This is a genomic window from Streptomyces sp. NPDC050161, assembly GCF_044460025.1.
Lineage (GTDB): Bacteria > Actinomycetota > Actinomycetes > Streptomycetales > Streptomycetaceae > Streptomyces.
In genome coordinates, this window is record NZ_JBITJM010000027.1 from 59,886 (window position 1) to 79,269 (window position 19,384).

Consider the following 19,384-nt stretch of genomic DNA (forward strand, 5'->3'; position numbering starts at 1 on the left):
GTATCCGCATGGGGACGGGCGATGCGGCCTTCGGGCGCAGCACCGCATGGCCAAAAGATATCCATGAAGGAACGAACGCATCCGAAAAGCCACCGCCTTCGAATAGAGTTGCCAAAAGGCCGTCGCTCGGCGGCGTTTCCCGGGAATGACGGCGGAGGCACCCACGATGCGAGGCCATATTTCCGCGCAGGTCGTCTGCACGGCAATTCGCGAGGACATCGTCTCCGGTGCGCTGGAGCCGGGCAGGCGACTCGTCGAGGACATTCTGGCGGCCCGTTACGGCGTCTCCCGCGTCCCGGTCCGTGAGGCGCTGCGCACCCTGCAGTCCGAAGGGTTCGTCACCACGCGGCATCACGCCGGTGCCTGTGTCGCCGAACCGACCGCCCAGGAGGCGGCCGACCTGCTGGACCTGCGCGCGTTGCTGGAGCCGCTGGGCGCCGCCCGCGCAGCCGCCCGGCGCACGGAGGCTCACCTCAAGGTGCTGCGCGGCCTGGTCCGGCTGGGCCGTGAAAGGACCCGCCACGCACACCCGGCCGACCTGCCGCAGCTGGACGGCTGGTTCCACGAGACGCTCGCCCAGGCGGCCGGCAGCTCCAGCCTGACCGCGCTGCTGACCCAGCTGCGGCGGAAGATCGAGTGGATGTACGTCATGGAGACCCCGCCCCGCTCGTCGCAGGCGTGGGACGACCACGGCGCGGTACTGGACGCGGTCGCCCGGGGTGACGCGGACCGGGCGCGTGCCCTGATGGCGGCTCACGTCGAACGGTCCTCCCCGGGGTACCGGCTGCGCCACCCGGCCACACCCGCGGTGAGACAAACGAAACGGCCCGTCAACACGGAGCGCGTCCGTTCTTAACAAGAGGGTCGTATACCTGTGATATTCGGGAACGCATATAGCGGGGGCGGGGTGCGGTCGATGGAAAGGGCTGCAATTCCAGGGGGAAGGGAATTGTGGGCGTAGGTCACCCCTTCCCGCGAATGCGGCAGCAGCCTAGGAATTCCTTATGGGTTTCCATGGCCCCGCCGGCCCGCCATCCGTCGGCGCCCGCTGTAAACGGAACGGCCCCGTCGCGGCGACCGTGGTGTGGTCGCTGCGGCGGGGCCGATTGCCGAGAGGCGGTGGACTCGAAGAGCCCGCGGCGGCTCAGACGGTCTCGGGGAGCTCCTCCAGGCCCTCCGTGACCAGCTTCGCCAGACGGTCGAGCGCGGCGTCCGCGCCCTCCGCGTCGGAGGCGAGCACGATCTCCTCGCCACCCTGGGCGCCCAGGCTCAGAACGGCGAGCATCGAGGCCGCGTTGACCGGGTTGCCGTCGGTCTTGGCAATCGTCAGGGGAACGCCGGCGGCGGTGGCCGCTCGGACGAAGATCGAGGCGGGGCGGGCGTGCAGACCCTCGGCCCAACCGACATTGACGCGGCGCTCAGCCATGGTGTTGCCCTTCAAGTCGTAACGGTTGTCTAGACCAGTGTCTCACGCTGCGGCGCGTGGTCCAGCAGCCCTTCGACCCGACTTTCCCACCACCCGTTCCGGCGCGCCCGTGCCCCGTCCCGGAGTGCGGACGCGGCGCTTCCGGGCGCGCTCCCGAACCCCCGCCGACCGCCCGGCGGCAGGCGGGCACGCATGCCGAGCCGGTTGTCGGTGCCCGGTCGTACGCTGTCCGCATGCAGAATCCGCCGGACCACGCATACCCGACCCACTGGGAAGCCGACGTGGTGCTGCGCGACGGCGGCACGGCACGGATCCGCCCCATCACCCCGGACGACGCCGCACGCCTGGTCTCTTTCTACGAACAGGTCTCGGACGAGTCGAAGTACTACCGTTTCTTCGCGCCCTACCCCCGCCTCTCCGACCGCGATGTGCACCGTTTCACCCACCACGACTACGTGGACCGGGTCGGCCTGGCGGCCACCGTGGGCGGCGAGTTCATCGCCACCGTCCGCTACGACCGGATCAACGACCAGGGGCTGCCCGCCAAGGACCCCGGGGACGACCAGGCGGAGGTCGCCTTCCTGGTGCAGGACGCCCACCAGGGGCGCGGTGTCGCCTCCGCCCTCCTGGAGCACATCGCGGCCGTCGCCCGTGAACGCGGCGTCCGCAGGTTCGCCGCCGAAGTGCTGCCGGCGAACACCAAGATGATCAAGGTGTTCACGGACGCCGGCTACACCCAGAAGCGCACGTTCGAAGACGGCGTGGTCCGGCTGGAATTCGACCTCGAACCCACCGAGCAGTCCATGGCCGTCATGCGCGGCCGGGAACAGCGCGCCGAGGCCCGCTCCATGCAGCGGCTGCTCGCCCCCGGCTCGGTTGCCGTCGTGGGCACGGGCCGCGCCCCGGGAGGCGTCGGCCGCACGGCGCTGCGCAACCTCCTCGACTCCGGCTTCACCGGCCGCACTTACGCCGTCAACCACGCCTTCCCCGCGGACACCGACCGGCTCGACCCGGAAGGCGTACCGGCCGTGCGCTCGCTGCGGGAGATCTCCGGGCCGGTCGACCTCGCGGTCATCGCAGTGCCCGCTGACCGCGTCCCCGAGGTCGTCGACGACTGCGGCGAACACGGCGTGCAGGGCGTCCTGATCCTCTCGTCCGGCTACGCCGAGGCCGGGCCCGAAGGCCGGGAACGCCAGCGCGCCCTGGTGCGCCAGGCCCGCTCCTACGGCATGCGACTGATCGGCCCCAACGCCTTCGGCCTGATCAACACCGCCCCCGGGGTCAGGCTGAACGCCTCCTTCGCGCCGATGATGCCCGGCACCGGTCGCATCGGCCTGTTCACCCAGTCAGGCGCGATCGGCATCGCCCTGCTCAGCGGGCTGCACGACCGTGGGCCCGGGGACGGCGGCATCGCCGGCATCTCCACCTTCGTCTCGGCGGGCAACCGTGCCGACGCCTCCGGGAACGACCTCCTCCAGTACTGGTACGACGACCCGGACACCGACGTCGTGATCCTCTACCTGGAATCGATCGGCAACCCGCGCAAGTTCACCCGGCTCGCCCGCCGCACCGCAGCCGTCAAACCGGTCGTCGTCGCCAAGGGGGCGCGCCACCACGGCACCGCTCCTCCTGGACACACGGTTCCCACCGTCCGCATCCCTGACAGCACCGTCTCCGCCCTGATGCGGCAGGCCGGTGTGATCCGCGTCGACACGGTCACCGAACTCATCGATGCCGGGCTGCTGCTCGCTTCCCAGCCGCTGCCCGCCGGGCCGCGCATCGGCATCCTCGGCAACTCCGAGGCGCTGTCCCTGCTGGCCTACGACGCCTGCCTGACCGAAGGACTGCGCCCGCAGCGCCCCCGGGTGCTCCCCTCCGCCGCGACCCCGGACGACTTCCGCACCGCGCTCGCCGAGACGCTCGCGGCCGACGGCTGCGACGCCGTCGTCGTCACGGCGATCCCCTGGGTGGGCGAGGGAAACGCGATCTCCCCGGGCGAGGGCGCCGCGCTCGCCGCCTCCCTGCGCACGGCCGCCGCGGGGGATCCGACGAAGCCGGTGGCCGTCGTACACCTGGCCATGGACACCGTCGCCGAGGCCCTGGCCGCCCCCGCCACCGGACCGGCGGCCCCCGGACCGGTCCCCGCGCCTGACGCCACGGAACCCTCACCCCACGCGACTCCGCCCCCGGAGGACACCAGGCCGCCGGCACCCCCCGGGTACGCCCCGCCGTCCGGCCCGCCAAGAACGAACCGTCCCACCGAGCCCGATGCCCCACCCCGTCCCGCGCCGCGCCCGGAAGGCATCCGCATCCCGGCCTACCCCGCCGCCGAACGCGCCGTCCGCGCGCTCGCCGAAGCGGTCCGCTACGCCGCCTGGCGCCGGGAAGCCGCCGAGCCGGGCCGGGTGCCCGCGTACGATGACATCCAGGAGGCCGCGGCCGGCGCCGACATCGAGCGGCTGCTGGAGCGGCTCGCGCCCGTGGCGGGCCGCTCGGTTCCGCTGCCGCCCGAGGACGCCGCCGCCCTCCTCGCCCGCTACGGCGTGCCCACCCACCCCTCGCTGCCCGCCCCCGACGCGGACGCCGCCGTCCGCGCCGCCGACCACCTCGGCTACCCGGTCGCCCTCAAAACCACCGCCCCCCACCTGCGCCACCGCTCCGACCTCGGGAGTGTCCGCCTCGACATCGCCAACGCGACCGAACTGCGCCGCACCTACGCGGAGCTGACCGCCTTCCTTGGCTCCCCGGAAGAGCTGCGTCCGGTCGTCCAGGCGATGGTGCCGCGCGGCGTCGACACGGTCATCCGCGCCGCCATCGACCCGGCGGCCGGCGCGGTGCTCTCCTTCGGCCTGGCCGGCGCCCCCTCCCAGCTCCTGGGTGACATCGCACACCGCCTCATCCCGGCGACCGACCGCGACGTCGACGAACAGATCCGCTCCATCCGGGCCGCCCCGCTGCTCTTCGGCTGGCGCGGATCCCAGCCCGTGGACACCTCGTCGCTGGCCCAGCTGCTGCTGCGGGTCTCCCGGCTCGTCGACGACCACCCCGAGGTCGTCGGCGTCGACCTCGAACCGGTCGTCGTCGCCCCGCGGGGCCTGTCCGTCCTGGGAGCGTCCGTCCGGCTGGCCAGCCCGCCCGCCACCACCGACCTCGGCCCCCGCCGACTGCCCGCCTACTGACGCGCACCGGACGCGGGCGACCAGGAGGAGACACAAGAGGAGACAGGAGGAGACAAGGAGTCGCGGAACCGACGGCACGGGCCCGCACCCGCACGCACCGCACCGCCCGTGGCCGTGGCCATGCCTGTGCCCCCGGTCCCGCCCGCGCGGACGGCCTCCTGGTGGCCCCCGGTCCCGCCCGCGCGGACGGCCTCCGGGTGGCCCCCGGCCGCGTCCGGCCCGCCTCCGGGCCCGCGCGGTGCGCCGCTCGCACGCCGGTGCGGAATACCCCGTCCGACGCGTCCTGCTGCCCCCGCCACGCCCCGTAAGATGGATGCCATGGCTAAGACCGGTACGACGACCCAGGGGCTGCGCGCGGCGATCGAGCGCAGCGGCTATTACCCGGCCCTCGTGGCCGAGGCGGTGCAAGCCGCGGTCGGCGGCGAGCCGGTCGTGGCGTACCTGGTGCACCAGGAGACGACCTTCGACGCCAACGAGGTCCGCCGCCATGTGACCGTCCTGGTCCTCACCGACACCCGCTTCATCGTCAGCCACACCGACGAGCAGGCCGCCGACGCCACCTCGCCGTCCCCGTACGCCACCACCTCCACGGAGTCCGTCAAGCTCGGCCGGATCTCCTCGGTCGTGCTGAGCCGGGTGGTCGCCAATCCGGAGTCGTACACTCCGGGCCAGCTGCCCCGCGAGGTCGTCCTCACCATCGGCTGGGGCGCGGTCGCGCGCCTCGACCTGGAGCCCGCCACCTGCGGCGACCCCAACTGCGAGGCGGACCACGGCTACACCGGCTCCTCCACCGCCGACGACCTCTCGCTGCGGGTCAGTGAGGCGGGCGACGGCCCCGACTCGGTCCGCGAGACGCTCACCTTCGCCCAGGCGCTCTCCGAGGCCACCGCGGCCACCACCAGCACCCGCTGATGGTGTACACCGCCAACGCCTGGCCGGAACCCGAACCGCTCGACCCGCTGGCCGCGCCCCCGCCCGCCTACGGCACCGGCTCGCTCGCCGACCTGCTCCCCGCCATCGCCGCGGGACAGGGCCTGCCCGGCCTCGGCACGGCCATGGAACTCGCCCCCGCGGACCGTGTCTGCGTCTTCCTCATCGACGGCCTTGGCTGGGAACTGCTGCGCGCCCACCCCGATGAGGCACCGTTCCTCACCTCCCTCCTGGGGACGTCGTTCAACGGCAGCGGCCGTCCGCTCACCGCCGGTTTCCCCTCCACCACCGCCACCTCGCTCGCCTCGGTCGGCACCGGCCTGCCGCCGGGCGCCCACGGCCTGCTCGGCTACACCTGCGAGAACCCGGCGACCGGCGCCCTGATGAACCAGCTGCGCTGGCAGCCCTGGACCGACCCGTACACCTGGCAGCCGCACCCGACGGTCTTCCAGCAGGCCGACGCGGCGGGCATCCACACCTGCCAGGTGTCCGCGCCGCACTTCCAGCAGACGCCCCTCACCAAGATCGCCCTGAGCGGCGGGACGTTCCACGGCAGGCTCACCGGCGAGGAGCGCATGGACCTCGCCGCCCGGCAGCTCGCCGCCGGCGACCGCTCGCTGGTCTACACGTACTACGCCGAGGTCGACGGCAACGGGCACCGCTACGGCGTGAACTCCGACGCCTGGCGCGGCCAGTTGATGTACGTCGACCGCCTCGCGCAGCGGCTCGCCGAGCAACTCCCGCCGCGCAGCGCCCTGTACGTCACCGCCGACCACGGCATGATCGACATCCCCTTCGACCCCGACTCCCGGATCGACTTCGACGAGGACTGGGAACTGCGCGCCGGCGTACGCCTGCTGGGCGGCGAAGGACGCGCCCGGCACGTCTACGCCCACCCCGGTGCCGCCGCCGACGTGCTCGCCGTGTGGCGTGAGGTCGTCGGCGAGCAGATGTGGGTGGCGAGCCGCGACGAGGCCATCGCCGCCGGCTGGTTCGGGCCGCACGTCGACGACCGGGTCCGCGCCCGCATCGGCGACGTCGTGGCGGCGGCACACGCCGACATGGTGATCATCGCGAGCGAGCGTGAGCCCGGCGAATCGCAGATGACCGGCATGCACGGTTCGATGACCCCCGTGGAGCAGCTGGTTCCGCTCCTGGAAGTCCGCACCTGACCGCGTCACCACCCCGCCGCTTTGCCCGTACGAGCCCGAAAGGCCCGCAACTCCCCATGCCCGAGCTGGTGTTCTTCTCCGGAACGATGGACTGCGGAAAGAGCACCCTCGCTCTGCAGATCGAGCACAACCGCTCGGCCCGCGGGCTGCAGGGCCTGATCTACACCCGTAACGACCGGGCCGGCCACGGCAGGCTCTCCTCCCGCCTCGGGCTGGTCACGGAAGCCGTCGAGGCGGCCGACGACATGGACTTCTACACCCACGTCGTCGGCCGTCTCAGCTCCGGCGGCCGGGTCGACTACGTCATCGCCGACGAGGCCCAGTTCCTCGCCCCCGAACAGGTCGACCAGCTCGCCCGGGTCGTCGACGACCTCGCACTGGACGTCTTCGCGTTCGGCATCACCACCGACTTCCGCAGCAAGCTCTTCCCCGGCTCCCAGCGCCTGGTCGAACTGGCCGACCGGATAGAGGTACTTCAGGTCGAGGCGCTCTGCTGGTGCGGCGCGCGGGCCACGCACAACGCCCGCACGGTCGGCGGCCGGATGGTCGTCGAAGGCGCCCAGGTCGTCGTCGGCGATGTCGACAACCGGCAGGCGGACGTCGGCTACGAGGTGCTGTGCCGGCGCCACCATCGCCGCCGCCAGACCTCGGCGACCGCCCACGCCGCCGCCCTCTCCCCGGACGTCCTCCCGGTCGACGCGTCCCGGTAGGGCCCCGTCAGGCGGCCGGCTGGACGAGCGTGAAGACGGCGCCCTCGCTGTCGGCGGCCACTGCCAGCCGCCCGTGGGCGGAGTCCCGGGGCGCGTGCAGCACCTGCCCGCCCAGCTCGACGACCCGCCGCGCCGCGGTGTCGGTGTCCGGGACGGCGAAGTACGTCATCCAGTGCGCACCGCGGTCCTGCGGCAGCGCCTGCCCCACGCCGTGGATACCGGCCACCGCCTGCCCGTCGAGGTACAGGGTCAGGTAGTCGAAGTCCGCCGAGACCACGGCCTGCGAGGTGTAGCCGAAGACGTTCTCGTAGAACGGGCCGACCGCACGGGTTTCCTGGGTGACCAGTTCGTTCCACACCGGGGTGCCCGGCTCGCCGACGGCGGCCGTGCCGGTCATCGTTCTCCCTTGCCTGATGCCGAAGACCGCGCCCTGCGGGTCGACGGCGATCGCCATCCGGCCGGCGTCGTCCGCGTCCAGCGGCCCGACCCCCACCGTCCCGCCGCAGCAGCGGATCTGTTCGGCGGTCGCGTCCGCGTCGTCACTGGCCAGATAGGTGGTCCAGGCGCCTGGCAGTTGCCGGTCCGGCGCCAGTTCGCCGAGTCCCGCCACCTCCCTCCCGTTGATGAACGCCCTGGCGTACGGCCCCAAGTGCTGCGGGCCCGGTCGGAACTCCCAGTCGAAAAGCGCGCCGTAGAACTCCTGCGTCGCGGACAGACTGTGTGCCATGAGGCTCACCCAGCAGGGTGCGCCGGACATCCGCCGAGTCGCTGCCTCGGTCGTCATCGTCACTCTCTCCTCGGACCATTGGGATGGTGGCCATGTGTGTGGGGGGATGGGTGCAAGACCCGAGCAGATGCTCGCACCAGGTGACCCACCGTGCGCCCCGGCCGCGCCGTTGCTGCCGGGTTCGTGCGGGAGAATGACCGTTTTTGCCGGTGCACATCCGGTTCGGCGGCCGAACCGGCCGACGCAACTCCGTCATACGCAGGGTGGGCACCCGCCTTCTGTACGTAGCCGTCTCTACGCAAGGATGCGACCCATGAATCACCTCATCACCGCTCCCGAACTCGCGAACACGTTGTCGACGGGCACACCGCCCGCCCTCCTGGACGTCCGCTGGCAGCTCGGCGGCCCGCCCGGCCGCTCGCAGTACGCGACAGGACACCTGCCCGGCGCGGTCTACGTCGACCTCGACACGGAACTGGCCGGGCCCCCGGGAGCCGACGGCCGCCACCCGCTGCCGGATCCCACGGACTTCGCCGACGCCATGCGGGCGGCCGGCGTCCGCGGTGACCGCCCCGTGGTCGTGTACGACGCCGGGCAGGGCTGGGCCGCGGCCCGCGCCTGGTGGCTGCTGCGCTGGGCCGGTCACCCCGATGTGCGGGTGCTGGACGGCGGGTTGGCCTCCTGGACGGCGTCGGGAGCCACTCTGACGAGTGAGATTCCGGTACCGACCGCCGGTGACTTCACCCCCGCGCCGGGCGCACTGCCGGTGCTGACGGCGGACGAGGCCGCCGCACTGGCACGAACCGGCGTCCTCCTGGACGCACGCGCCGCCGAACGCTACCGGGGCGACGTCGAGCCCATCGACCGCGTCGGCGGTCACATCCCGGGCGCGGTCAGCGCACCCACGACCGAGAACGTCACCGAGGACGGCACCTTCCGCGGCACCGGTGCCCTCGCGGCGCGCTTCGCGGCACTGGGTGCCAAGGACGGCACCGAGGTCGGTGTCTACTGCGGTTCCGGCGTCTCCGCCGCCCACGAGGTGCTCGCCCTGGCGGTCGCCGGCATCCCGGCCGCGCTGTACGTCGGGTCGTGGAGCGCCTGGTCGTCCGACGCGTCCCGCCTGGTGGCCACCGGCGGCCTGCCCGGCTGAACCGCACCGCACAGCCGAACCGCCCGCCCCGTACGGCACGGGGCGGGCGGTCTCGCGCGGGTGCGGCGTCTCGCTATTCGGGCTTCTTGCGCCGGGTGCCGAAGACGATCTCGTCCCAACTGGGTACCGCGGCACGGCGTCCCGGCCGGACACCGTCGGCCTCGGCCTGCCGGTCGGTCGTCCCGGTCAGCCGGTCACGGTGGCCGGCGACGGCCCGCGGCATCAGCACGTCGGCGTACGCGGAGCCGGCACCTGCGCTGGCCGCAGGCGCGGCCGGCTCCTCGACCTCGTCCTCTTCCGGCTCGTCGATGGGCGGCGCCTTGACGGCCTCCGGCACGACCATGTCGCCGCGGAAGCTGGGCACCGCCTCCAGCAGGCTGGTCAGCGAGTCCCGCTCGCGTTCCCCGACGGCTTCCTCGGAAACCCGTGGCTCGGCCTCCTCCTCGGCCGGAGCGGTACGTTCCGCGCGCTCGCGGTCCGGCATCTGCCGGTCCAGAGCACGGTCCAGCGGCCGGTCACGCGGCAGCCGCGCGATCCGGGGCACGAAGGGGAAGCTCGGTTCGGGAGTGTCGTCGGCCTCACCGATCAGCGCCCGCGCCTCGTCGTCCACGGCCTGGACGAGCCGCCGCGGCGGGTCGTACGTCCAGCTCGCGGAGTGCGGCTCGGCGGCGACGCGGTAGACCAGCAGCACTTCCCAGGTGCCGTCGTCCCGGCGCCAGGAGTCCCACTGGGCACTGTCCTTGTCGGCGCCGCGCAGCGACAGGCGCTCGGCGACCGCCTCGCCGAGCTGCGGCCCGGTGTTCTCGCCGGGGCGTCGCACGGGGGTCTTGCGGGCGCGTTCGGCCATGAAGGCGCGCTCGGCGAGTACCGGGCCTTCGAAGCGGCGTACCCGCTCGACCGGGATGCCGGCGAGCTGGGCGACTTCCTCCGCGGAAGAGCCGGCTCTTATACGCGCCTGGATGTCCCGCGGCCTGAGGTGGCTCTCGACCTCGATCTCGATCTGGCCGAGACGCGCACGGTCGTTGCGGACGGCGGCGCGCAGCCGCTCGTCGATCGGAAGCGTGTACTCGGTGCTGTCCGCAGCTTTGAGCACCAGCCGTGTGCCGTCGTTGGAGACGGCCACGACACGCAGTTCGGGCATGGGGACCTCCCGGGTGGTGCCTGCCGACGTCACGTGCGTCGCTGCTTCCGCTAGTCGAGTGTGGCCTGCCCGGGTGCAGCCTGCCACAACATTGCCGAGTTGCCCGGCGTGTCGGACCTTGGCCCGTAAACGCCGTGGTGACACGGTTACCTGTTCGCAACGCTCGGTGACCGTACCGCCTGCCCTGGGACCGATCACCCGTGCCGAGCAGCGGCGCCCCAGGGCGGGTGCCGCCTGTAGGGCCCCTTCCCGTGAGTCCGGGCAGCCGGACGGGATCCCGGGGCCAGGGCTCGCCACAGTACTCCATTCGGGCCACTGAGGTGCACCGCCGCGCCGCTGAAGTTCTGGTGCGGAAACGGAGTTGGGTCGCCTTGTCGATCTCTCTACCGCGACCACGGGTGGCAAGGTTCACAGAATCTCCAGATCCGGAACTAATCACTTCGCCCAAAAGTTCCTTACCTGCGCAAGGTGGAGCGAAAATGTCGATCAAGGGCTGGAGATGGACGAAAAAACCGAAAGCGACGCGAAGAAAAAAGAGAAACGGATCGACCTGAGCGTGCCTCAGGTCGCGGGCAGTGCTCTCGCGGCGGCGATCGCCGCCTTCCTCGCGGGTCAGCTCGGCGTCTACGGAACCATCATCGGCGCGGGTGTGGTCAGCGTCGTGGCCACGACAGGCGGCTCGGTCTTCCAGCATCTGTTCCGGCGGACAGGGGAGCAGCTCAAGGAGGCGAAGGTCACCACCCGGCCCAAGCCGCGGCGCACCGCCGACACGCGCCCCGCCCCTCGGGGCGCACCGCAGGCCGACGCCACGACGGTGCTCCCGACGTTCGACAGGCAGGGCGCCGAGGACGAGGTCACCTCCGTCGCCGCCCGCCGGTCCGGCTCCGGCGCGGCTCCCGGCAACGACCGTACGCAGCTGCTGCGACGGGCCGACGCCACCCGGCCGTCCGCCGATGACGACGCGGCGACCCGGATGCTGCGGGCCGCCGGCACGGACGCGACCCGCGCGCTGCGGAAGACGGACGGCGCCGACGCGGGCCGCGCCACCGACCGTACGCAGCTGGTGCCGCGGCTCGACGACCACACCATGGCGCTCGGCCGGGCGGACGCCCCGGACGTGCGCGGCGGCGCGGGTCCGGCGGTTCCGGGCACCGATGAGGTCAGCACCGCGACGTACGGCACCCGGCTGCGGGGCTGGCGGCGGCCGGCGCTCGCCACGCTCGGCATCTTCGTGCTCTCCATGGGCGTGGTCACCGGCGTCGAACTGATCACGGGGGAGGCCACGAGCGGCGGTCAGGGCACCACCCTGGGCAACCTCACCCGCACCGGCAGCTCTCACCAGCACGCCCCCGAGACGTCGCAGACGCCCGACCCGGGGCAGTCCGACGACACCGGCACGGGACACGGCCACGGCAGCACCGGCCCCACCCCGGACCCCACCAGCTCCGGTGACACCGGCAAGGGAACGGGCAGCGGCACCGGCAAGGAGACGCCGACGCCGACCGCCACCCCATCCGACGGCGGCACACCCTCGACGGGCCCCACCACAAACCCGGACCCCAGCGCATCGACGGGCGACGGCAGCGGCACCGGCGACGGATCCACCGGCCAGAGCGAGCAGGACCGGCAGAGCGGCCAGTCCGCCACGCAGCCGCCGGCGCCCGACGCCTCCTGACCCGCACCCCCTGCACCACGGCCGCGGTCCGGCACCCTCCCCGGGTACCGGACCGCGGCCGTACTGCGTCAGGAGCCGAGCACCCGCCGCAGGTAGCCGTTGCCGAACCGGCGCTCCGGATCCAGCCGGTCGCGCACCGCGGTGAACGCGTCGAACCGCGGATAGACGCCCGCCAGGTACTCGGCGTCGCGGGTGTGCAGCTTGCCCCAGTGCGGGCGACCCGCGTACGCCGTCATGATCCGCTCGACGGCCGCGAAGTACGCCTGGTGCGGCGTGCCGCGGTACATGTGCACCGCGAGGTAGACGGTGTCGCGGCCGGACGCGGTCGACAGCGGTAGGTCGTCGGCCGGCGCGGTCCGCACCTCCACCGGGAAGCTGACCTTGAAGCGGCACCGCTCGACGAGCGTCTTCAGCTCCCGCAGCGCCTCGGCCGCGGCGGTCCGGGGCAGCGCGTACTCCATCTCCAGGAACCGCACCCGCCGAGGCGAGGTGAAGACCTTGTACGGGATGTCGGTGTACGTACGGGCCGACAGGGCGCGGCTGGAGACCTTCGCGATACCGGGGACCGCCGCGGGCACGGCCCGGCCGACGGAGCAGGCGACCTGGAAGACCCCGTTGGACAGCAGCTCGTCCTCGATCCAGCCGCTGACTCTGCCGGGCGGCGCGGCCGGGCCCTGGCTGCGGTTGTTGCGCTTGGTGTTGCAGCTGCCGGTGTGCGGGAACCAGTAGAACTCGAAGTGCTCGTTCTCAGCGACCAGTTCGTCGAAGCGGCCGGTCACCTCGTCGAAGCTCATCGGCTCCTCGCGGGCGGTCAGCAGGAACTCCGGCTCCACGGCGAACGTCAGCTCGCTGACCACGCCCAGGGCGCCGAGGCCCAGCCGGGCCGCGTCGAAGACGTCCGGGTTCTCCTTCGCGGAGCAGCGGAGCACCGAGCCGTCGGCGGTGACCAGTTCCAGGGCGGTGATCTGGGCGGCGAGCGAGGCGGAGTCGCGTCCGGTGCCGTGGGTGCCGGTGCTGGTGGCGCCGGAGACGGTCTGCTCCATGATGTCGCCCATGTTGGTCAGCGACAGTCCGTGCGCGGCCAGAGTCCGGTTGAGATGTACGAGGGGCGTCCCCGCGGCGACGGTCACCGTTCCTGCCGTCCGGTCGATCGTGCGCACACCGGTCAGCCGGTCCGGGCGCACCAGCAGCCCGTCGGTGGCGGCTGCCGAGGTGAAGGAGTGGCCGGTGCCGACCGCCTTGACGGTCAGTCCGTCGTCGACGGCGGTGCGGACGGCGGTCGCCAACTCCTCGGTGCTGGAGGGGGTCACGGTGCGGGCGGGGCGGGTGGTGACGTTGCCCGCCCAGTTGCGCCACGGCCCTCCCGAGCCGCGTCCTCCCGAGCCGCCGGCGGCGTTGCTGGCTGCCATGGTGACGTCCCCTCCCTCCGCACGGGCGGTCCCACGGACCGCCGTTGGTGTGAGCTGAGCTGAGCGCATGATGCCAGTCACCGCAGGCCCGTCCCGGTGGGGTGACGGGAATCACATGACCAGGGAATCGGCGGTAATCGCCCGGCTCCGGGACATGTCACACCGACTGCGCGGCGATTACGTCCGCCAGGAGGCGGGTGGGTTCACACGGGCTGCAAGGAGGTGGGTTGGTTCACGCGAGTCGCCAGGAGGTGGGCTGCGGTGTCGATGGCTGCGGCGACTGCGGCGACTGCGATGCCGCGATGACTGTCGCGTCGCGGGCGGTCGTGAGCCCGCAGGAGCCGCAAGGGGGCGGTTGGTTGCTGTCGTCCGCCCGAGGCGGGTGGGTGTGGGTGGCCCGCAAGGAGGCGGTTGGTTTACGTGAGCCTCCCGAGGGCGGCTGGCTTCCGGTGGTTCTCCAGGAGGCGGCTTGGTGCACGTGGCCCACGCAGCGTGGCTCACAAGGGGCAGCTTGGTTCGGGTGGGCCGCAAGGAGGCGGCTGGTTTCAGGAGGCCACCCGGGGGGCGGCCTCCTGCGTGTGGTTACCGCACCCGTTCCCCGTCGGGCCGTTCGTCCTGCGGGGCGGGGCCGCCCCGTTCCGCGATGATGGTGACCGCCGGCTGCGCACCCGCGGCCCCCGGGCGGAGCCTGCGGAATCCGACGAGCGCCACCACCGCGGCGAGCACACCCGCCACGCACGGCACCAGGTAGCCCCGGCCCGCGCCCGCGGCGTCCACGACCCAGCCGCCCGCCGATGAGCCCAGCGCGACACCCACCGCGAGACCGGTGCTCGTCCACGTCATGCCTTCGGTCAGCTTCGCCCGCGGTACGTGTTCCTCGACCAGCGCCATCGTCGTCACCATCGTCGGCGCGACCGACAGACCCGCCACGAACAGCGCCACCGCCAACAGCGGCAGCGACCCCACCAGTTGCAGCGGCACCATGCTCACCGCCATCACGCACAGCCCCGCCACCCACCGGCGGGACGGATGCCCCTTGAGGTGCAGCAGCCCGAACACGGCGCCCGCCAGGCACGAGCCGAGCGCGTAGACCGACAGCACCAGACTGGCGGCCCCCTTGTGGCCCTTCTCCTCCGCGAACGCGACGGTCACCACGTCGATCGCCCCGAAGATCGCACCGGTGGACACGAACGTCGCCACCAGCACCTGCAGCCCCTTGGACCGCAGCGCCGACCCCTTGGCGTGCTGCTCACGCGGCTGCGGCACCGGCTCCGTCGCCCGCTGCGCCGTCAGCCAGAACACCCCGGCCACCAGGAAGAGAGCCGCCAGCAGCGGCCCGGACTCCGGGAACCACACCGTGCACAGCCCGATCGACAGGATCGGGCCGAAGATGAAGCAGCACTCGTCGACGATCGATTCCCAGGAGTACGCGGTGTGCAGCTCGCGCGGTGAGCCGCGGTACAGCTCCGCCCAGCGCGCCCGGATCATCGACCCCACACTCGGCACACAGCCCGCGGCGGCTGCGAAGACGAACAGCGTCCAGTCCGCCCACCGTTGCTGCGCGCTGACCAGCAGCCCGGCGACCGCGGCGACCGACACCAGCGTCGCCGGGCGCAGCACCGGACGCTGGCCGTACCTGTCCACCAGCCGGGAGATCTGCGGTCCGAACAGCGCGGCGGACAGCGCGAGGGTCGCGGAGAGCGCGCCCGCCAGGCCGTAACGGCCGGTCAGCTGGGACACCATCGTGACCACGCCGATGCCCAGCATCGACAGCGGCATCCGGCCCAGGAGCCCGGCGGCGGAGAAGGACTTGGTACCGGGCGGGCCGAAGATGGCGCGGTAGGGACTGGGCAACGGGGGGCGCTCCGCCGGATGAGGACCGAAGATCGGTAAGGAACGAACAGGGCCGATACAGCTTACGGGGACCGGAGAGCGCCCGCCTCCGATTTTCCGGCCGTCCGCGTACGGCCCGCGACACCCGCGCGGGCAGCCGCCCCCGCGCCCCGTTCGCACGCTCCCGGCCGACGGGGAGCGGGACCTGCCCGCCGTTCCCGAGGGAAGAGTGGGAGGATCGATGACATGCCCGAACAGTACGATTCCCGTCCTTACGACGCCCTGCTGCTGCTCTCCTTCGGTGGCCCCGAAGGCCCCGACGACGTCGTCCCGTTCCTGGAGAACGTCACCCGCGGGCGCGGCATCCCCCGCGAGCGGCTCAAGGAGGTGGGGCAGCACTACTTCCTGTTCGGGGGAGTCAGCCCCATCAACGCCCAGAACCGGCAGCTGCTCGACGCGCTGCGCAAGGATTTCTCCGCGCACGGCCTGGACCTGCCCGTCTACTGGGGCAACCGCAACTGGGCGCCCTACCTGACGGACACCCTGCGCGCCATGGTGCGCGACGGCCACCGCCGCATCGCCGTCCTGGCGACCAGCGCCTACGCCTCGTACTCGGGCTGCCGCCAGTACCGCGAGAACCTCGCCGACGCGCTCGCCACCCTGAAGGCGGAGGGCCTGCCCGTCCCGCAGGTCGACAAGCTCCGGCACTACTTCAACCACCCGGGCTTCATCCGGCCGATGGTCGACGGCGTCCTCGCCTCCCTCGCCGACCTGCCCGAGGACGCGCGCGCCGGCGCCCACCTCGCCTTCACCACGCACTCCATCCCCACCGCGGCGGCCGACACCTCGGGCGCCCCCGCGGACCACACCAGCGACGGCGAGGGCGGCGCCTACGTCGCCCAGCACCTGGCCGTGGCCCGGGTGATCGCGGACGCGGTGCGCGAGGAGACCGGCATCGACCACCCCTGGCAGCTCGTCTACCAGTCGCGCAGCGGCGCCCCGCACATCCCGTGGCTGGAACCCGACATCTGCGACCACCTCGAAGAGCTGCACGGCTCCGGCGTCCCGGCCGTCGTGATGGCCCCCATCGGCTTCGTCTCCGACCACATGGAGGTCAAGTACGACCTCGACACCGAGGCCACCGCCAAGGCCGCGGAGCTGGGCCTGCCGGTCGCCAGGTCGGCGACCGTCGGTGCCGACCCGCGCTTCGCCGCCGCCGTCCGTGACCTCGTCCTGGAACGCGCCGCCACCGAGCGCGGTCGCACGCCGGAGCGCTGCGCCCTGGGCGCACTCGCCGCCTCGCACGACCTGTGCCCGGTCGGCTGCTGCCCGGCGCGCGCCCCCCGCCCGGCCGCCGCCGGCGCCGACTGGCGGGGCCCCGCCGAAGCCCCGGTGTAACGGCACCCTCCCCGGCACCGCACCGATCAGCCCGAACCCCGCCCGACCACCGCTCGCCCGAGCAAGGAGCACCGTGTCCGATCCGCTGTACGACGAACTTCTCCAGCTGGCACTCGAAGCCGCCCGCCGCGCCGGGCAGTTGCTGCGCGACGGCCGGCCCGCCGACCTCGGCGTGGCCGCCACGAAGACCAGCCCCATCGACGTCGTCACCGAGATGGACCTCGCCTCCGAGAAGCTGATCACCGAATTCCTCGCCGAGCGCCGCCCGCACGACGGCTTCCTGGGCGAGGAGGGCGCCAGCGTCGAGGGCAGCAGCGGCGTGCGCTGGGTCATCGACCCCGTCGACGGCACCGTCAACTACCTGTACGGGCTGCCCTCCTGGGCGGTGTCCATCGCCGCGGAGAAGGACGGCGAGACCGTCGCGGGAGTGGTCGCGGCGCCCCTGCGCGGCGAGACCTACCACGCCGTGCTCGGCGGCGGCGCGTTCAACAACGGCGAGCGCATCCGCCACCGGCCCGCGCCGCCGCTCTCCCAGGCGCTGGTCGGCACCGGCTTCGGCTACCTCGCCGAGCGCCGCGCCGCCCAGGCCGATGTGGTGCGCACCCTGGTGCCGCAGGTCCGTGACATCCGCCGGGGCGGCTCGGCGGCGATCGACCTGTGCGACGTGGCCTGCGGTCGCCTGGACGCCTACTACGAGCGCGGCCTGAACCCGTGGGACCTGGCGGCCGGCGACCTCATCGCCCGCGAGGCGGGCGCGCTCACCGGAGGCCGGCCGGGCGACCCGCCCTCCCACGAGCTGACCGTCGCCGCGTCGCCGGAACTGTTCGGGACGCTCCAGCCGCTGCTGGAGGACCTGGGCGCCTGGCACGACTGACCGGCACGCGGCACGGCGGCGCCCCGGCACCCTTCACGGGTACCGGGGCGCACTTCCGTATACGGGCCGGTCGTCAGGCGCTCGCGGCGCTGACCTCCACGCCGTGCTCGGTGGCCAGGCGCTGGAGGTCCTCGAGTTCCGCCTGTTCGACCTCCGCGAGGAAGTCGTCGCCCGCCGCGCGAGCACGGTCCAGGTCGGCTTCGGTGTTCCTTATGCGCTGCAGAATTCCTGCGGTGAACGCGTCCATGGTGCGCCCCCTCGTCGTGGGTCGGGTGGCACGGGGTGTGCCGACGGGTGGGTCGATCACGGCATGGTCCCTGTGGACGGGTCGGTGGTGGACGCCGTCCAGGGCGTGATCGCGGGTGTGCAGTCGTCCTCCCCGCGGGCAACCTCAGGGAAACCTCAACCGGCCCGGGAATCCTGCCCATCGGGCCTCCGACGCCCCTCCGCAACCCCCTTACCGCCGGTTTATGGCTCTTCGGGGCAGGATGGAAGGGCTCTGAGACATTGTTGTGCCCTGCCTGGCGGGGCCCTGGGGAAGGAATTGCGACGTGCGTGTTCTCGTCGTCGAGGACGAGCAGCTGCTCGCCGATGCGGTGGCCACCGGACTACGCCGGGAGGCCATGGCCGTCGACGTGGTCTACGACGGCGCTGCCGCCCTGGAGAGAATCGCGGTCAACGACTACGACGTCGTCGTTCTGGACCGCGATCTTCCGCTCGTGCACGGCGACGACGTCTGCCGCCGGATCGTCGAGCTGGGGATCGCCACCCGCGTCCTGATGCTCACCGCGTCCGGCGACGTCAGCGACCGCGTCGAGGGCCTGGAGATCGGCGCGGACGACTACCTTCCGAAGCCGTTCGCCTTCACCGAGCTGACCGCCCGGGTGCGGGCCCTGGGACGCCGTACGACCGTCGCCCTGCCGCCCGTCCTGGAGCGGGCCGGAATCAAGCTCGACCCCAATCGCCGCGAGGTTTTCCGCGACGGCAGGGAGGTCCAGCTCGCCCCGAAGGAATTCGCGGTGCTGGAGGTGCTGATGCGCAGCGAGGGCACGGTCGTCTCGGCCGAGCAGCTCCTGGAGAAGGCATGGGACGAGAACACCGATCCCTTCACCAATGTCGTCCGCGTCACCGTCATGACGCTGCGCCGCAAGCTCGGTGAGCCCGCGGTGATCGTCACCGTCCCCGGTTCGGGATACCGGATCTGACCGCCGATGCCCTCGATGCCTTCCTTCTCGAAAGCGGCGCCCCAGCAGCCGCCCACACCGCCCAAGCCCACCTGGGATCCCAAGCCGGTCAACGTCCGGCCCTTCCCCTGGCTGCGCCCCACCATCCGGATACGGCTCACGCTGCTGTACGGCGGCATGTTCCTGATGGCCGGAATCGTGCTGCTGACGATCATCTACATCCTGGCGGCCGACGCTCTGGGCACGGGCAACCAACTGCCCTTCAAGATCGACGGGGCGCGCGATCTGAGCGTCTCCAGCGCCACCTGCCCCGGACTGTCCGCCGTGGGCACCATCGACCAGCTCAACCACGCGACCGCCGAATGCCTCCAGCATCAGCGCGCGCTCGCCCTCAACACCCTGCTCAATCGTTCTCTGCTGGCGTTGCTGGGGTTGACGATTGTGGCGTTCGCGTTCGGTTATGCGATGGCGGGGCGGGTGCTGTCGCCGTTGGGGCGGATCACGCGTACGGCGCAGCGGGTGGCTGGTTCGGATCTGCATCGTCGGATCGAGTTGGGTGGTCCTGATGATGAGTTG

At 72.5% G+C, this 19,384-nt stretch carries 17 protein-coding genes; 11 read left to right on the top strand and 6 right to left on the bottom strand.

The genetic code is table 11. The annotated features are described in order from the left end of the window. Nucleotides 1–166 precede the first annotated feature (166 nt). Nucleotides 167–856, top strand: a complete 690-nt coding sequence (locus ACIBK8_RS31875; protein ID WP_399045740.1) for a GntR family transcriptional regulator — start codon at nt 167–169, stop codon at nt 854–856. A 288-nt stretch (nt 857–1,144) separates the two neighbouring features. Here the strand turns inward: ACIBK8_RS31875 and ACIBK8_RS31880 are convergent, their stop codons facing one another. Continuing rightward, on the bottom strand, nt 1,145–1,426 hold the full coding sequence (locus ACIBK8_RS31880) for an HPr family phosphocarrier protein (protein WP_393686970.1): 282 nt from the start codon (nt 1,424–1,426) through the stop codon (nt 1,145–1,147). Between the two features lie 233 nt (nt 1,427–1,659). Here ACIBK8_RS31880 and ACIBK8_RS31885 point away from each other — a divergent pair, with 233 nt between their 5' ends. The 4 genes from ACIBK8_RS31885 to ACIBK8_RS31900 all read left to right on the top strand — a co-directional run bounded on the left by ACIBK8_RS31885 (nt 1,660) and on the right by ACIBK8_RS31900 (nt 7,417). Then, nucleotides 1,660–4,605: a GNAT family N-acetyltransferase gene (locus tag ACIBK8_RS31885; protein ID WP_399045742.1), complete on the top strand. Its 2,946-nt coding sequence runs from the start codon at nt 1,660–1,662 to the stop codon at nt 4,603–4,605. 318 nt (nt 4,606–4,923) lie between these two features. Further along, nucleotides 4,924–5,517: a DUF5998 family protein gene (locus ACIBK8_RS31890; protein ID WP_393686968.1), complete on the top strand. Its 594-nt coding sequence runs from the start codon at nt 4,924–4,926 to the stop codon at nt 5,515–5,517. Further along, complete coding sequence (locus ACIBK8_RS31895) at nt 5,517–6,707, top strand: alkaline phosphatase family protein (RefSeq protein WP_393686967.1); 1,191 nt, start codon at nt 5,517–5,519, stop codon at nt 6,705–6,707. Before ACIBK8_RS31890 ends, ACIBK8_RS31895 begins: the two co-directional genes overlap by 1 nt. Before the next feature lie 56 nt (nt 6,708–6,763). Then, on the top strand, nt 6,764–7,417 hold the full coding sequence (locus tag ACIBK8_RS31900) for a thymidine kinase (RefSeq protein ID WP_399045745.1): 654 nt from the start codon (nt 6,764–6,766) through the stop codon (nt 7,415–7,417). Between the two features lie 7 nt (nt 7,418–7,424). On the opposite strand, the gene ACIBK8_RS31905 is transcribed toward ACIBK8_RS31900, so the two are convergent. Beyond that, on the bottom strand, nt 7,425–8,201 hold the full coding sequence (locus ACIBK8_RS31905; RefSeq protein WP_399045747.1) for a VOC family protein: 777 nt from the start codon (nt 8,199–8,201) through the stop codon (nt 7,425–7,427). A 256-nt stretch (nt 8,202–8,457) separates the two neighbouring features. Between ACIBK8_RS31905 and ACIBK8_RS31910 the strand changes: the two genes are divergently transcribed. Further along, complete coding sequence (locus ACIBK8_RS31910; protein WP_399045749.1) at nt 8,458–9,294, top strand: sulfurtransferase; 837 nt, start codon at nt 8,458–8,460, stop codon at nt 9,292–9,294. 73 nt (nt 9,295–9,367) lie between these two features. Here the strand turns inward: ACIBK8_RS31910 and sepH are convergent, their stop codons facing one another. Beyond that, on the bottom strand, nt 9,368–10,435 hold the full coding sequence (sepH, locus tag ACIBK8_RS31915; protein ID WP_399045751.1) for a septation protein SepH: 1,068 nt from the start codon (nt 10,433–10,435) through the stop codon (nt 9,368–9,370). 499 nt (nt 10,436–10,934) lie between these two features. Between sepH and ACIBK8_RS31920 the strand changes: the two genes are divergently transcribed. Then, entirely contained in the window at nt 10,935–12,110 is a 1,176-nt protein-coding gene (locus ACIBK8_RS31920) for a hypothetical protein (RefSeq protein WP_399045753.1), read from the top strand. Between the two features lie 68 nt (nt 12,111–12,178). Here ACIBK8_RS31920 and ACIBK8_RS31925 read toward each other — a convergent pair whose 3' ends face one another. Beyond that, nucleotides 12,179–13,519 carry a D-arabinono-1,4-lactone oxidase gene (locus ACIBK8_RS31925; protein ID WP_399045754.1) on the bottom strand — a complete coding sequence of 447 codons (1,341 nt, stop codon included), beginning with the start codon at nt 13,517–13,519 and terminating at the stop codon, nt 12,179–12,181. Nucleotides 13,520–14,101: 582 nt separating this feature from the next. Next, nucleotides 14,102–15,373 (bottom strand): MFS transporter, encoded by a 1,272-nt coding sequence (locus ACIBK8_RS31930; protein WP_393686960.1) that lies wholly within the window; start codon nt 15,371–15,373, stop codon nt 14,102–14,104. A 225-nt stretch (nt 15,374–15,598) separates the two neighbouring features. On the opposite strand from ACIBK8_RS31930, the gene ACIBK8_RS31935 reads away from it, so the two are divergent. Next, complete coding sequence (locus ACIBK8_RS31935) at nt 15,599–16,750, top strand: ferrochelatase (protein ID WP_399045755.1); 1,152 nt, start codon at nt 15,599–15,601, stop codon at nt 16,748–16,750. Between the two features lie 73 nt (nt 16,751–16,823). Further along, complete coding sequence (locus ACIBK8_RS31940; protein WP_399045756.1) at nt 16,824–17,624, top strand: inositol monophosphatase family protein; 801 nt, start codon at nt 16,824–16,826, stop codon at nt 17,622–17,624. Between the two features lie 73 nt (nt 17,625–17,697). Here ACIBK8_RS31940 and ACIBK8_RS31945 read toward each other — a convergent pair whose 3' ends face one another. Further along, a complete protein-coding gene (locus ACIBK8_RS31945) occupies nt 17,698–17,871 on the bottom strand; it encodes a hypothetical protein (protein ID WP_399045758.1) in 174 nt (57 codons plus the stop codon). Between the two features lie 304 nt (nt 17,872–18,175). On the opposite strand from ACIBK8_RS31945, the gene ACIBK8_RS31950 reads away from it, so the two are divergent. After that, nucleotides 18,176–18,829, top strand: coding sequence for a response regulator transcription factor (locus tag ACIBK8_RS31950; RefSeq protein WP_227044348.1), 654 nt, complete (start codon nt 18,176–18,178; stop codon nt 18,827–18,829). Nucleotides 18,830–18,835: 6 nt separating this feature from the next. Continuing rightward, nucleotides 18,836–19,384: HAMP domain-containing protein (locus ACIBK8_RS31955; RefSeq protein WP_399045760.1), on the top strand; the 549-nt coding region annotated here is incomplete at its 3' end.

What these genes read in the sequence shown, in the direction of transcription:
- ACIBK8_RS31895 (WP_393686967.1), top strand. Translation starts at nt 5,517, where the DNA reads ATGGTGTACACCGCCAACGCCTGGCCGGAACCCGAACCGCTCGACCCG.
- sepH (WP_399045751.1), bottom strand. Translation starts at nt 10,435, where the DNA reads ATGCCCGAACTGCGTGTCGTGGCCGTCTCCAACGACGGCACACGGCTG.
- ACIBK8_RS31910 (WP_399045749.1), top strand. Translation starts at nt 8,458, where the DNA reads ATGAATCACCTCATCACCGCTCCCGAACTCGCGAACACGTTGTCGACG.
- ACIBK8_RS31900 (WP_399045745.1), top strand. Translation starts at nt 6,764, where the DNA reads ATGCCCGAGCTGGTGTTCTTCTCCGGAACGATGGACTGCGGAAAGAGC.
- ACIBK8_RS31880 (WP_393686970.1), bottom strand. Translation starts at nt 1,426, where the DNA reads ATGGCTGAGCGCCGCGTCAATGTCGGTTGGGCCGAGGGTCTGCACGCC.
- ACIBK8_RS31875 (WP_399045740.1), top strand. Translation starts at nt 167, where the DNA reads ATGCGAGGCCATATTTCCGCGCAGGTCGTCTGCACGGCAATTCGCGAG.
- ACIBK8_RS31885 (WP_399045742.1), top strand. Translation starts at nt 1,660, where the DNA reads ATGCAGAATCCGCCGGACCACGCATACCCGACCCACTGGGAAGCCGAC.
- ACIBK8_RS31935 (WP_399045755.1), top strand. Translation starts at nt 15,599, where the DNA reads ATGCCCGAACAGTACGATTCCCGTCCTTACGACGCCCTGCTGCTGCTC.
- ACIBK8_RS31890 (WP_393686968.1), top strand. Translation starts at nt 4,924, where the DNA reads ATGGCTAAGACCGGTACGACGACCCAGGGGCTGCGCGCGGCGATCGAG.
- ACIBK8_RS31945 (WP_399045758.1), bottom strand. Translation starts at nt 17,871, where the DNA reads ATGGACGCGTTCACCGCAGGAATTCTGCAGCGCATAAGGAACACCGAA.
- ACIBK8_RS31905 (WP_399045747.1), bottom strand. Translation starts at nt 8,201, where the DNA reads ATGACGACCGAGGCAGCGACTCGGCGGATGTCCGGCGCACCCTGCTGG.
- ACIBK8_RS31920 (WP_399045753.1), top strand. Translation starts at nt 10,935, where the DNA reads ATGGACGAAAAAACCGAAAGCGACGCGAAGAAAAAAGAGAAACGGATC.
- ACIBK8_RS31925 (WP_399045754.1), bottom strand. Translation starts at nt 13,519, where the DNA reads ATGGCAGCCAGCAACGCCGCCGGCGGCTCGGGAGGACGCGGCTCGGGA.